This window comes from Mesorhizobium sp. URHB0026 (assembly GCF_054059755.1).
The window spans coordinates 5,709,522-5,723,618 of the sequence record NZ_JBSSCN010000001.1 but is presented as its reverse complement, the minus strand read 5'-3'; the positions used below and the strand labels follow the sequence as shown (position 1 = coordinate 5,723,618).

At 57.1% G+C, this 14,097-nt stretch carries 9 protein-coding genes and 1 pseudogene; 4 read left to right on the top strand and 6 right to left on the bottom strand.

Translation table 11 applies throughout. The annotated features are described in order from the left end of the window. Positions 1–37: 37 nt before the first annotated feature. The gene (locus ACVWWD_RS28160; protein WP_051407702.1) at positions 38–382 is read right to left on the bottom strand and encodes a response regulator; all 345 of its coding nucleotides are present in this window, start codon (positions 380–382) and stop codon (positions 38–40) included. Positions 383–1,817: 1,435 nt separating this feature from the next. On the opposite strand from ACVWWD_RS28160, the gene ACVWWD_RS28155 reads away from it, so the two are divergent. Next, on the top strand, positions 1,818–2,174 hold the full coding sequence (locus ACVWWD_RS28155) for a response regulator transcription factor (protein WP_245275614.1): 357 nt from the start codon (positions 1,818–1,820) through the stop codon (positions 2,172–2,174). Between the two features lie 105 nt (positions 2,175–2,279). On the opposite strand, the gene ACVWWD_RS28150 is transcribed toward ACVWWD_RS28155, so the two are convergent. From ACVWWD_RS28150 to ACVWWD_RS28140, 3 genes are read right to left on the bottom strand one after another with little or no spacing between them, the layout of a single operon-like run. Then, complete coding sequence (locus ACVWWD_RS28150; RefSeq protein ID WP_031248371.1) at positions 2,280–3,059, bottom strand: ATP-binding cassette domain-containing protein; 780 nt, start codon at positions 3,057–3,059, stop codon at positions 2,280–2,282. Beyond that, on the bottom strand, positions 3,056–4,111 hold the full coding sequence (locus ACVWWD_RS28145; protein WP_198019247.1) for an ABC transporter permease: 1,056 nt from the start codon (positions 4,109–4,111) through the stop codon (positions 3,056–3,058). The genes ACVWWD_RS28150 and ACVWWD_RS28145 overlap by 4 nt, the downstream gene beginning before the upstream one ends. An 18-nt stretch (positions 4,112–4,129) precedes the next feature. After that, entirely contained in the window at positions 4,130–5,080 is a 951-nt protein-coding gene (locus ACVWWD_RS28140; protein WP_023774419.1) for a substrate-binding domain-containing protein, read from the bottom strand. Here ACVWWD_RS28140 and ACVWWD_RS28135 point away from each other — a divergent pair. Then, entirely contained in the window at positions 5,070–5,387 is a 318-nt protein-coding gene (locus ACVWWD_RS28135; RefSeq protein ID WP_156939437.1) for a hypothetical protein, read from the top strand. The genes ACVWWD_RS28140 and ACVWWD_RS28135 overlap by 11 nt on opposite strands. 420 nt (positions 5,388–5,807) lie before the next feature. After that, entirely contained in the window at positions 5,808–11,402 is a 5,595-nt protein-coding gene (locus ACVWWD_RS28130) for a trifunctional serine/threonine-protein kinase/ATP-binding protein/sensor histidine kinase (RefSeq protein WP_352565849.1), read from the top strand. Positions 11,403–11,411: 9 nt separating this feature from the next. Here the strand turns inward: ACVWWD_RS28130 and ACVWWD_RS28125 are convergent, their stop codons facing one another. Beyond that, on the bottom strand, positions 11,412–11,879 hold the full coding sequence (locus ACVWWD_RS28125; protein WP_457103536.1) for a hypothetical protein: 468 nt from the start codon (positions 11,877–11,879) through the stop codon (positions 11,412–11,414). 92 nt (positions 11,880–11,971) lie between these two features. On the opposite strand from ACVWWD_RS28125, the pseudogene ACVWWD_RS28120 reads away from it, so the two are divergent. Then, positions 11,972–12,737 (top strand): annotated as a pseudogene (locus ACVWWD_RS28120) (IS5 family transposase). Between the two features lie 377 nt (positions 12,738–13,114). Here the strand turns inward: ACVWWD_RS28120 and ACVWWD_RS28115 are convergent. Next, on the bottom strand, positions 13,115–13,888 hold the full coding sequence (locus tag ACVWWD_RS28115) for an alpha/beta fold hydrolase (protein WP_435053059.1): 774 nt from the start codon (positions 13,886–13,888) through the stop codon (positions 13,115–13,117). Between the last annotated feature and the right edge of the window lie 209 nt (positions 13,889–14,097).

The following is a 14,097-nucleotide window of genomic DNA, read 5'->3' as shown; positions in this document are numbered from 1 at the left end:
GACTTGAGCTTCAAAGAATGCGCTAGACGTTTCGCGCTCAGGGCTTGGGGCGCGTTTCGATCGGCGCCAGCATTCGGTGTATCTGTTCGACTATCGTGCTGTCGTTGTAGGGTTTGGGGATAAAGTGACTTCCCTGGGGCAGCCGGCTCTGTTCGATGATCGACCTGCCGGAAGCGACGATCAGCTTGACCGGCGGCCATCGGTTTCGGATGTGATGGGCCAATTTGATGCCGTCCATCGTGCCGGGCATGCCGACGTCCGTGAACACCAGAACGATGTCCGTTCGTGCCTCCAGCAGCCGAATTGCCTCCTCCGCATTGCTGGCCTCCAGCGCGTCGTATCCGGCATGGACGACGAGGAACTCTCGGCCCATTTCAGTCATTCACTACCAGGGAGTTCCTGGCGACCTGCGGCTCGGCGATATCTCGAAGCCTATAATTAATCGCGTTCATCGTCCTTAAGTTCGCTAGACCATACGAGACAATACGAATGAAACGGCTTGGCGAACCATCCGCTAACGTATTGATTTTCTGTAGAAAATGGTGACCTCCGGGCCTGCCAACTTGTTACATATCAATAGCTTATGCTTAATTCCTTGAGTTTGAATCGAGCGCTATCAGGTACTATCAGGTAAACCTAATGGCTTCTCGGCAAAATTGGTTTTGGGCCTGTTCGTCAATTTTCTCCGTCTCGTTGATGGCACCCGTCACACATAGCCTCAAGAATTCCTGCTTCGAAAGACCTTGCCACGATTCATGGGATAATCGGCGGCAATGGCGTGCATATAGGCGGCAACACAGACCTACCTCTATGCTCATCTCGCGCTGAAGGAGGCCGCACTAGCGAAGGTGACAGCTACGGAGTGGCAAAAAGAAGCAGTCATTCTCTTATTCGATCCCTGAGTGGCAGACAGGGACAAGCTGGAAGTTTGCGTATATCCTGCGGCGTCTTGGAACGGTGGTGTGGAGGCATATCCGCCTACGATGTGGCTCACGGACTTTTAGCCACATTGAGGATGTGGCTAGCTGTCCATTGATTTATGGGAGGGGCTGGACTCGAACGACGACCTCCTGCAAATCGCAGGCCAGACAGCAGGCCCGCGAGCCGATATCTTCAAGCGACGAACAGCTACGCTCACTTAGCCGTCAACAAATTAGATGACGCATGGGCTCGATCTCAGTTGCCGTCGCGGTCTTAGGTCGAGAAAATCGACCGCCCGCCGCCTCACATAGACACCATAGTATAATCGACCTGTGCGGCTCTTTTGGGCAATGTCCGAGCCAAGGTTTTTGCGCCTAGAGGGCCTATGGAGATCATAGTGATGATCGCGCATGTCGCCTAATCTGCCCATCACCTTCATCGTTGACGACGGCGGTTCCGTGTGTGAAGCGCTCGTCAATATGCAGGCTGACAAAGTGAGACTTTTGCGACGGCACGGGAATTTCTATCCCCCACCCGCCGGCACCTCGAGGGAGTTGCCTTCTCCTCGTTATCAATCTTCAGGACTTGAACGGACTGGGCCCGCAGGAGCGCATTGCGAGCGATCGAATCGATATGCTAATCATCTTCATTAGGGGCAATGGCGACGACCCGATGACGGTCAATGTAATGAGAGCAGTAGCTGTCGAACTCCTCGTCAAGCCATTGAGCCAAGAATCTCTCTTAGCGGCCAAGCCAAGTGCAATCGCCCGTAGTAGGGACTTATGCGAGAATAGGGCGGCAGGCGCTGCACTAGGGGATCGCTATATCTATGGCATAGATAAATGATTACCTCATATGGGACGGAACGAGGTCAGCATACGGGCGAAAAACAAATCTTGATCTCGATCATTGATGATGACGAGTCAATTCGCGAGTCCGTCGCGGGCCTTGTGCTTTGGATGGGTTTCAGGGTCGCGACATTCGCATCCGGCCCTGAGTTTTTGTCGTCCCCTGATTTCACCGATAGTGCATGCATCGTGTCGGACGTGCAAATGCCGCAGATGACTGGGTTCGAATTGCACCGTCGTTTACAGGACCTTGGCCATAACATTCCGACCATACTGATTTCGGCCTACCCAGATGACGAAGTTCAGGCTCGAGCCTCGGCCGAGGGCATTATTTGTTACCTTTGCAAGCCCTTCAACATTGAAGCACTGGTAGGGTGCATCCGATCGGCGATCGCCACCGGATGATGCCCCCGCTGGAAAGCTTCAATGGCGTAAAGTGACGCGACATGCCCCCCGGCGCACTCGAGGGTTCGCCAAGTTTGCCTGACAATTGCGACTAGGCCGGGGCGGTCATCCTGCGCCTCGTCCCACAGCTCCGTTCGCTTCATCAATCTTACCGGCCATTAACCTCATCAGTTGGGTTTCCGTCAGGCTCGACCTCTTGAATGTTCCGAGCTGCCGCCCGAGAAACAGCACCACGAACGTATCTCCGATCGAATACGCATGCTGGGCGTTGTGCGTGACCAGGATCACGCCGATCCCTGCTTCTTTCGCCCGCTGTACATAGCCGAGCACAATTTCGGTCTGCTTCACGCCAAGGGCCGAAGTAGGTTCATCGAGAATGAGGATGCGAGCGCCAAAATGCACGGCTCGTGCTATCGCGACGCATTGACGTTGACCGCCGGAGAGCGTGTTGATCGGTCTACGCACAGCGACGGAACTGACGCCCAGACCACGCAGAGCGTCCTCGGTTGCCGCGATCGCTCTGCGGGAATCAAATCGCTGGAACGGACCCCAGCCAATTCTTGGCTCTCGGCCGAGAAAAAAATTGCGATACACGGGCATGATAGGCACCACGGCGAGGTCCTGAAAAACCGTTGCGATGCCTCTGTCTAGTGCGTCCGTAGGCGAACCTAAACGCATATCGATCCCGGAAACGCGCACGATCCCCTTGTCGGGCTTCTCCACGCCACTTAAAATCTGGATCAACGTGGACTTGCCGGCTCCGTTGTCACCGAGCAGGCAGACCACCTCGCCAGGCCTGACGGAAAGACTCACGTCCTCCAACGCCGAAACATTCTGGTAAAATTTTGAGACGCAGACCGCCTCAAGGTACGCTTCATTGTTTATGAGCCGCCCCCTCCTGGTTTCATCGCCTGCAATCGCGCGTAGTTATTGATGAGCACCGCTGCCAGAAGCATAAGACCAAGAAACGTCATGAACCAGACGTCAGGCAGCGGAGTGAAGAAGAAGCCCTGGTCGACCATGCCGAAGAGAAGAGCCCCGAAGAGGGAACCGATGGGCGACCCATAACCGCCGGTCAGGAGCGCACCCCCGATGACCGCGGCCGTTACCACCTCGAATTCGCGTCCCACCGCTGCGTTGGCGTCGCTCTGGTTTATGGCATACATGTCCAGCGCGGCCACCAAGGTTGTCGATACCGCAACAGCTATGTAGAGCAGAATTTTGACCTTTTTGACCGGGATCCCTAACCGGACAGCGGCCCGCTGATCTCCACCTGTCGCGTAAATCCAATTGCCGAAAGCGGTCTTTTCGAGCAGCCATGCCGCCAGCATCGTAACAAGGATCCACCAGACGAGAGAAATCGAGAAGGGGCCGATTGAGGATGCAAACAAAACCGCCAACGGATCCCCGACCGTGGCATCGCGGATGCCATCCACGGTGCTGGTGCCGACCAACATGCGCAGGCCGCCTTGGGCAGCGCCGCGCAGGATGAACAGCATTGCGAGAGTTATGATAAAGGAGGGCAATTTGGTCTTCACGACGAGGAAGCCGTTGATGGTTCCAACGACTGTTGCCACGACGAGGGCGGCGGCTAGTGCGGCTGGAAGCGGCCAACCGCTGTCAACCGCCAGATAGCCCATGATCGCTTCGCTTGCCGCCACCATCGACCCAACAGAAAGGTCGAACTCGCCCGCGACCATCAATAGTGTGACTGGCGCGGCGATAATGCCAATCTCCGCTCCGACTTCAAGATAGTTGCGCGTCATCGGCAGGGTGAGGAACCCTGCCTGGCCCGTGAAAACAGCGAAGAAGACAAAGACGATGATCGTCCCGACGACGGCGGTCAATTCCGGGCGCGCAAGCACCGACACGACCCCTTTGGCACTCATGTTACCCCTGATGCCACTTTGGAATGCATTGACATGCAGCGCCTCCAACCAGATCCTGTTCGCTACTTAGCGACTGGAAGCCGCAAATCTGTTGACGTTGTTCGGAGTGATGACAATGGGCCCGGTAATGAGCACCGGCTCCGCTGGTTGGATGGCTTGGCGAACGTACAATGCCAGCATTACCACTGGATAGTAACCCTGGGCATACTGTTGGGCATCAAGGGCGAAATCAAGTTCGCGCGCTTTGAGGGACGTCGTGGCGGCGGCTGTTACATCGATCGTGCCCCAGTGCATCTCTTTGCCGCGGTCCCCCAGGTCGGCGCGGACTTGGGTCATTGCCGCAATGCAACAGCCGCCGATGGAGAAGACGGCGTCTATCGACGGGTCCTTTTGCAGTTGAGACTCCGTGATTGTCTTGATCCGGTTTGAATTGTTGAAATCGGTCATGGGAATCTCCGCCAAAGCTGACGTTCCCGCGAACGCCTTCTTGAACCCGTTTGTGCGCGCATCAAGAAAGGACAGTGCGCCGATGGGGGCAGTGATGATCAGCGCGTGTTTCGAGCCGAGAGCATTGAATTGGGCAGCGCCCATCGCGCCCTGTTTGCCAGGGTCATCGCCAACGAACGCAAGGGCGCCGACATTGGCAACCTGATCGCCGCCTTGATTGACGATAATCACCGGAATTCCGGCGTCCGCCGCCTTCTTGATCGTCGCGTTTAGCGACGCGGGCGTTGGATCGGACACAATAACACCGTCAGGTTTGGCGGCGATCGCAGCTTCAAGATTTCGGCGCTGCTGGTTGGGATCGTTCAGATTATTCTCGATGCCGCGATACTGGACCTTCACGCCCAGGTCGACGCCTGCTTGCTCTAGACCTTTGATAACGCTCGCCCAATATGTATCTGAGGCAGGCGAATGGGTGACCATTATGAAAGTTGGCTTGGCGAAGGCGCCACCTTCGAAGCCGAAAACGAGCGCGAGTAAGATGGTTACAAACGCGAGCTTCTTGATCATCATCTTTCCCTCTGCTGGATCCGCTGCCCTTTTTTTTGAGCACCAACTCCGCTCCTCGCTGCGGACCCGGGCATTTTCCGCCTACAGTAATGATTGGACCAAACCCCATTTTTTAGCAACTGAGGCGGGCATGGTTTGGCTGCTGTCAACGATCTCAGAATGCGGACACTTATCCAAGATCACGAGGCTTAAAAATCCGGATCAGCGCGAGCCGCTCGCGCGACGGCTTGGCTACATTGGTCGCCAGAAGTCGCTCAAGCTCCCTCGCCATGCAGCCAACTGTGGCAGCGGCTGGTGCCTGTTGCCCTGAACCAGCGAGAGCCGGCGTATCTTTGCGATCATTTCCAAACCAACATCCAAACCGAATGCCTCCGATGGAAATCACAGCCCCTGTCCAGATCTAAAAATCAACTTTAGATTGTATGCCACCCGGACGAGAAACACCTCCTCGTGCCACTCTCAACAAAAACAAAAAGAGCATATTTCTTTGCGCGAGCGCACTGAATGCGGGAATATACGACCGACGTTGGTCATCTGATCGTGAAGTTGATGTCGGTCAACGTTTTCGTTTCAGAATTGACCCGCCGTTTGGACAGGGCTAGTTTTTTCATCTGAACTCCGGTTGGCCGTGCGCGAATACCGGCACCGCGCGGAGCGGCGCCGGTCAGTACAGTTCCTTTGTGAAACGGCCCTGCAAGATCCAATTTGCAAACACTGTGGAGCGTGATGGATGGATCCGCAGATCTCGCTTGGCGCGCGCGAAGGCGGTCGTCAAGTTCTATGGGAGGATGGCGAGCGCGCGCTATATCGTGGACTACTGACTTACAACAATGAGCCGCCACGCAATGTGCTTGCTCTACGTTTGACAGCGGCGCTCCCACGGCCGGCGAGCGTCGCTCAACTCTCGCATGAATTCGAACTCAGGGACCACCTCGAGAGTGCGTGGGCAGCCCGGCCGCTAGAACTCGTTCGCGACCGCGATCGAACAATGCTGATTTTAGAGGACCCCGGCGGTGAAACGCTCGACCGGCAAATCGGCGCACCGATGTCCATACCTCAGTTCCTTCAGGTGGCTATAGGCACTGCCGCGGCTCTGAGCCAAGCCCATCACCGTGGGGTCGTCCATAAGGATCTGAAGCCGACCCACATTCTGGTGGATGGGACAAGCGGACGAGTGCGTCTGACTGGATTTGGCCTCGCTTCCCGACTGCCGCGCGAGCGTCAGGCACTGGGTCCACCAGAGGTCATCGCTGGGACGCTCGCTTATATGGCGCCCGAGCAGACCGGGCGAATGAACCGTTCGATCGACTCGCGTAGTGATCTTTATGCGCTCGGAGTCGTCTTCTACCAAATGCTGACAGGCGTGTTGCCATTCACCACATCCGACCCCATGGAACTAATTCATTGCCACATTGCTAGGACTCCAGTGCCGCCAAGCGAACGAGTAGCGAGCATCCCGGGCCCCATCTCCCATATAGTCACAAAGCTGCTCGCCAAGACAGCCGACGAGCGCTATCAGACCGCCACTGGCGTTGAGCATGATCTCCGACGCTGCCTGATGCAGTGGCAAGGCGAGGGATGGATCGCACCGTTTCCCACGGGCGACCTCGACACGCCTGATCGACTATTGATGCCAGAGAAGCTTTACGGGAGAGGGCCAGAAATCGCGTCCTTACTGGACGCCTATAGTCGTGTCGCGACGACTGGCACGCCCGAGTTGATTATGATCTGCGGTTATTCCGGAATTGGAAAATCCTCGGTCGTGAACGAGATGCATAAGTCCCTAGTGCCGTCTCGCGGTCTTTTTGCTTCGGGCAAATTCGAACAGGAAAAGCGCGATATTCCGTACGCAACCGTCGCACAGGCATTCCAGCGGCTGATCCGCAGGTTCTTAAGGGAGAGCGACGCCGAACTGGAAGGCTGGCGCAATGCATTGCGCGAGGCCGTAGGGGCGCAGGGACAGCTTCTAGTCGAGCTCATGCCCGAGCTGAAGCTGATTATTGGCGAGCAACAACCCGCTCCTGATCTCCCGCTGGAGCAGGCCCAGCAGGCATTTCAGATCGCCCTTCGGCGTTTCGTCGGCGTATTCGCCACGGCAGAACATCCGCTGACACTGTTCCTCGATGACCTGCATTGGGTCGATGCGGCGTCGCTCGACCTCCTCGAAGATCTGATGACCCGCTCCGAGCTGCGCCACCTGCTCGTGATCGGCGCCTTTCGAGACGCCGAAATTGACCCGACGCACCCGCTCGTACGCAAGTTGGAGGCAATTCGAGGCGCGGGCGTGAAGATCGAAGAGATCAGGCTGACGCCGCTTAGCCGAAAATATCTTGAAGAGTTTGTCGTGGATGCGTTGCGTTGCGTGCGGGCGCGCGCCGTCCCTCTAGCTCGGATTCTTCATGAAAAAACCGCTGGTAATCCCTTCTTCGTCAAGCAGTTCCTATCCGCGCTTGCCGATGAAGGCTTCGTCACATTCGATCGAACCAGAGGCAGGTGGTCCTGGGACCCCGACCGCATTCGTAGCAAGGAATACACTGAGAACGTGGTCGAACTGATGGTCGGCAAGCTCGGGCAGTTGCCAACAGATACGCAAGCCGCACTGCAGCAACTCGCCTGTCTCGGGACCACTGCCACCACCGCGATGCTTTCGAGGGTGCTCGCAATCCCGGAGAACCATGTCCACACGGCCCTCTGGGAGGCTGCGCGACGCGAGTTCATCGAGCGGAGCGACGACTCATATAGATTCATTCACGACCGGGTGCAGGAAGCTGCCTATTCGCTGATTCCGCAGGAACGACGGGCTGAGACGCACCTTCACATCGGTAGACTGTTAGTCTTGCATACGCCGTCCACGCAGCGAGAGGAGACGATCTTCGACATCGTCAATCAGCTCAACCGCGGCACAGCATTGATTTTCTCAGAGGAAGAGCGGGAACGACTGGCCGAGTTCAATCTGATGGCAGGCAAGCGGGCCCTGGCGTCGACGGCCTATCTTCCCGCACTCAAGTATTTCACGGCTGGCACATCACTTTTGGCAGCCGACGCTTGGGTGGGTCGCCATGAACTCGCGTTTGCCCTCGAGTTCTATCAGGCTGAATGCGAGTTCCTCGTCGGTGAGAGGGGAGCCGCCGACGAACGTTTGAATATGCTTTCTTCCCGAGCAGCAAATACTCTCGAGCGGGCGACTGTCGCGTGCTTGCACATTGATTTGTACACGATCCTTGATCAATGCGACAAAGCGGTTGGCATCTGTATCGGGTATTTGCGTCACTTGGGAGTGAACTGGTCGCCGCATCCAACACAAGCCCAAGTGAAGCGCGAATACGAGAAGATCTGGAAGAAAATCGGCGATCGGTCGATAGAGGATCTCGTCGATCTGCCTTTAATGAATGACGCTGTGTCTCTCGCCACTCTGGACGTGCTCACCAGAATCTTCCCGTCGGCGCTTTTCACGGATGCAAATCTTCTGTCGCTGGCTATCTGCCGCGCGATTAATCTGAGTCTGGAGCGAGGACACGGCGACGGCTCATGTGTCGCTTATGTCTTTTTCAGCAAAATAGCGGGGCCGCAGTTCAACGACTACAAAGCAGGATTTCGTTTCGGTCAGCTCGGCTATGAATTGGTAGACACGCGTGGCCTCGAGCGATTCCGAGCTCGGACCTATCTCTGGTTTGCGCAATTTTCATTGACGTGGACCGAACATGTGCGCGCCAGTCGAGCGCTTATTTGGCGAGCATTCGAAACGGCGACAAAGGTCGGCGATCTGACCTTTACCGTGTATAGCTTCGACAACCTCAATACGAATTTCTTAGCGGCAGGCGATCCGCTTGAAGAGGCCGAGCGCCAAGCTGAGCACGGGCTGGAGCTCGCCGAACGCGCGCGATACAGCCACATAATTGATATCATGAAGACGCAGCTCGGTGTTATCCGAAGTTTGCGGGGGCTGACGTACAAATTTGGCTGTTTCGACGACGGGAAGGTGAGCGAGATTGAGCTAGAACAGGGCTACGCGGCCAACCCAGCAACAAAGCAACCCGAATGTTGGTACTGGATACGAAAACTTCAGACGCGTTTTTTTGCAGGAGAATATTCTTCAGCGTTAGACGCCGGGGCAAGAGCGCACAAATTACTTTGGACGTCCGCCGCTATGTTTGAAATTGCAGAATATCATTTCTATGCTGCGCTTTCTCTTGCCGCTTTTCGCGATTTCATCGTTGCAAAATCTGCCGATCCCAAGTCCCGCTCCTCCGCATTCTCCACCAAGGCTTTCGCAAAAGCGGCTGCCCTAGAGAAGGAGAGTTTGGACACGTTGGCGGCGCATCTGAAACAGCTCGAGGTATGGGCGGAGAATTGTCCGGAGAATTTCGAGAACCGGGCAGCGCTAGTCGGTGCGGAGCTTGCACGGCTGGAAGGCCGCGATCTCGAGGCAGAGCGTTTGTACGAACAGGCTATTCGCTCTGCCCGTGCAAACGGCTTTATCCACAATGAAGCGCTCGCCTATGAAACGGCCGCGCGCTTCTATGCCGCCCGCGGCTTCGAGGACTTCTCCGAAATATATCTTGCAAGAGCACGCGACGGCTATTTGCGCTGGGGCGCATTGGGCAAGGTGAGGCAGTTGGAGGCGGACTATCCGACATTGGCTATCGCCGATCCACATCTCAGTACGAGAGAGGAACCGACACCGGCTCAACACCTCGATGTCGCCGCCGTCCTGAAGGCATCTCAGGCTCTGTCGAGCGAAATTCTGTTGCCACGCTTGGTCGAGCGGCTGATGACGATCGCCTTGCAGAGCGCGGGCGCCGATCGAGGATTGCTGATCCTGCCCCGTCAGAATGACTACAGCATCGAAGCCGAAGCTCGAACAGACGGCGACGGCATCGTCCTGCACTATGGTCATTCCACGGGACCGGTGGCTCCCGAAACCATCATCCGCTACGTCATGAGAACGCAGGAAACAGTGATCCTTGATGACGGTCCCAAGCAACACCTCTTTTCCGATGATCCATATATGAATCTTCGGAGACCGCGATCGGTCCTTTGTCTGCCGCTGGTTCGTCAGGGGATTTTAGGCGGATTGCTTTACTTGGAGAATACCCTGGCGTCTCACGTCTTCACACCCGATCGTGCAACGCTCCTGGAGCTTCTGGGGACGCAGGCGGCGATTTCATTGGAGAACACGCGTCTTTATAGCGATCTTCAAGAACGCGAGGCACGTGTTCAGCGCCTATTCAATGCCAATATCATTGGGATATTCACTTGGTATCTGGATGGCCGGATCGCGGACGCGAATGATGCGTTTCTGCGGATTGTTGGATACCAGAGAGAGGACCTTGTGTCCGGCGCTCTGCGCTGGAAGAACATGATGCCCGATGAGTGGGATCCGGAAGACGATCGTATCATGAACGAAATTCGCGCGACTGGCGTCGCGACACCATTCGAGGGAGAGTACGTCAAAAAAGACGGCAGCCGCGTTCCTGTTCTGATCGGTGCGGCGATCTTTGACGGGCGGCCAACGGAGGGCGTTGCATTCGTCGTAGATCTTACGGACCGACAACGAGCCGAGGAACTGGCTCGCGAAAGCGAGCGTCGATATCACGAAACTGAGTTGGCGCTGGCACACGCAAACCGCGTGACGACAATGGGACATCTGGCGGCGTCGATCGCCCACGAACTGAGCCAGCCTCTTTCCGGCGTGGTTGTTAGCGCTGAAACAGCGATGTTGTGGCTGAGCCAGGGGCCGAACATACCTGAAGCCCAAAAGGCGATCGCTCGTGTTGTTCGGGACGGCACCCGCGCTGGGCAAGTCTTTGGCCGAATCCGGACACTGATCAAAAAAACCCCTCCACGAAAGTCCGGGTTGGCCATAAACGAAGTCATCCTCGAGACTATCGGCCTGACTCACGGCGAAGCTATTAAAAGCGGCGTGTCGCTACAAACGCAACTCAGCGTGGATCTCCCCCAAATTCAAGGCGATCGCGTTCAGTTGCAGCAGGTCGTTCTCAACCTCATTGTTAACGCTCTTGACGCGATCAAAGGCAGCAACGACAGGTCAGGGGAAATTCAAGTGAGTTCAGCCATGTTGGATTCCGGCGAAGTCCATGTATCCGTGCAGGATTCCGGACCGGGGATCGATCCAGTAGACATCGAACGCATCTTTGGAGCGCTCTACACTACCAAGGCTGAGGGACTGGGCATGGGTCTCTCGATCTGCCGCTCAATTATTGAGGCACATGGTGGCAAACTGTGGGCAACGACGGACCTAACTCGAGGAGCCATCTTCCATTTCGTTGTGCCCGTTGAGGGGGGACAGAGTGCTCGGCACTAGGTCGTGAACTCATAAATGCGGAATGGCCGAGATGGGTGGAGTGCCGCTATCGTCGGGCTCAGTCCATCGAACGGCCGTTTTCCCCATAGACAGGATGTCGCCACGGAAGTCCGCCTTCACCCTGATCGATTTCGCGTCGTCAACCTTCAGGGCGGCCTCGACGACTGTGGCTAGCTGTTCGTAGCGCTTCCTGTCCTTTGCGAGAGTCGGGTGATGGTCTTCTGGCTGCAGAGTGCCATCGTCCTGCGCCGATCGCCACCGCAACCAGAGATGCCATTGCTCTTTGACGGCAGACATTTGTTCGTCACTGATCGGGCTTAATAGGAGCGTATCCGCCCAGTCATCCTGATCTAAATCCCATTCGCGCATATAGGCATGCGGGAACCCTTTATAGTCGGCGGTCCCCTTCAAGGGTCGACCATAGAAGTCATGAACAGTGTGAACGGCGTCCCACTCGTCGGCTTCAACGGAACTCATCTACCGGCCTTATAGCTATGCCTTCCTCGGCAATGGATCATTCTTTCAACTTGACGCTTTCATATCACGCCAGGTTCTGATTCAGAATCATCATGAGCCGATATGACCTTAGCGACTTCGAATGGCGCGTGATCAAGCCGCTTCTCCCCAACAAACCGCGTGGTGTGCCGCGTGTAGACGACCGACGTGTAATGAATGGCATCTTCTGGGTTCTGCGCTCCGGTGCGCCGTGGCGCGATCTGCCCGAGCGCTACGGCCCACGAACCACCTGCTATAACCGCTTCGTGCGATGGCGGAAGGCGGGCGTGTGGGACCGGCTGATGGGCGCCATCACCTCCGCGCACGACGGTGACATCCAGATGATCGACAGCACCTCCGTTCGCGCCCACCAGCAGGCCGCGACGGCAAAAAAGGGGGGCCAGATCACTGTCTCGGTCGATCGCGCGGCGGGCTCACGACGAAAATCCACGTCGTTGTCGATGCGCAAGGGCTTCCCATCCGGCTCGGCCTGACCGCCGGACAGGCGCATGACAGTCAGATCGCAGATCAACTGCTCAACCACCTCAGCCCCCGCACCATCGTGCTGGGCGACAAGGCCTACGATGCGGATCGCATCCGCTCCTTGATCGAGGAGCAGGGTGCAACGCCCAACATCCCACCTAAAAGCAATCGGCGCTGGAAGCCGTGCTTCAGCAAACGGCTCTACCGCGAGCGTAATCTGATCGAGCGCTTCTTCTCCAAGCTGAAACACTTCCGCCGCATCGCCACCGCTACGACAAGCTCGCCGCCAACTTCCTCGCTATGGTCCAGCTCGCCTCAACGCGCCTGTGGCTGCGTGCTTATGAGTCTACGGCCTAGTGCAGCGGCATAGTAGGGGTCAAACAAGAGCAGTCCGAAGATCGTTCGCTAAGGTGAACTGAACATAGACCCTGGATGTTGTACCCCCGTTTGGGAGCGAGATGCCGTTTTCTACGCCTGCGACGGCCTGCAATTCGCCGTTTTGTGAACCGGCGTAGTCGCAGTGGTGGAGAGTTCGAGGCGGTCAACTACTTCGTGCGGCATCCGTCTTTTCATTCACAGATTCGCCAGACCATACGAGATCGAAGGCACCCCGCCCCGGACCCACTCAAGCACCGTCGCCGTCAGCACAGCCACCGTTGGCGCTGCCAGTCAGTGTTGAAATCCAGCAGAATAGAACCTTCGATCCCGCTTGCGCCGCGCCTCGCGGCGCATCGCTATTTTGCGTTCGCCGCGTCCTCGATCAGCGCGGCCACCTCCTGCGGGTGGGAGACCATTACCAAATGCGAAGCCCCTGGGACGACCACGGTCTTCCGCGCATGGGCGCGGTCGGCCATAAAGGCCATCGCAGCCGGCGGGATGTTGCGGTCTGCGGCGCCGTAAATTGACCAGGACGGAATGGTTTTCCAAGCCGCCCGAACCGCCCGGTCGGCCAGGGCGGCCTGGTTCACAGGGCGCTGCGCCGCAGCCATCAGTCGCGCGTCGGCCTCTGGGACGTCCGCAGCGAACTGAGCGGGAAACTTGTCCTGCTGAATGTACAGGTCCTGCTCGCCGTTTGGCAGATTGACTGGGGCCGCAAGAGCGGGGCCGAGCGTACTTCCCGGAAATTTGCCGGTCAGTTCGAGGCTGCTCTCGCCCACGTCGGGCTCAAAGGCTGCGACATAGACGAGCGCCTTCACATTGGCCTCCTGGTCCGCCATGGCGGAGATCACCGCCCCAGCATATGAATGGCCGACGAGAACAACCGGCCCCTTCACCGAACTAACGACGCTTGCGACATGGGCCGCGTCGCCACCGACGCTTCGCAAGGGATTGGCCGCCGCGATCACTGAGAACCCGTCCCGGGTCAGATCCGCGACCACGCCGTTCCAGCTGGCGGACTCTGCAAAGGCTCCGTGGACCAAGACGATGGTCGGCTTCACGTCGCTGCCGAGGGCGGCAGTGGCGGCAGCCAGGTTAAATGCCCCGACGATCGCGGCGGTCTTGATGATCATGCGCATGGCCTAACCTTTCCAAAAAATGCCCCATCATCAGAGCCCGCGCAGTGACGCCAAATCTATTGAACGAAGGTGTCGTCGATACCTTGGTGTCTAAGTGGGTCGGCTTGAACTGCGCGATTCACGATCGGGAGCGAGCCACCATCCCTGTACCGCGTGGTCATCCCGATATCGAAGGGCGTAGACCGGGATGGCACTAAATT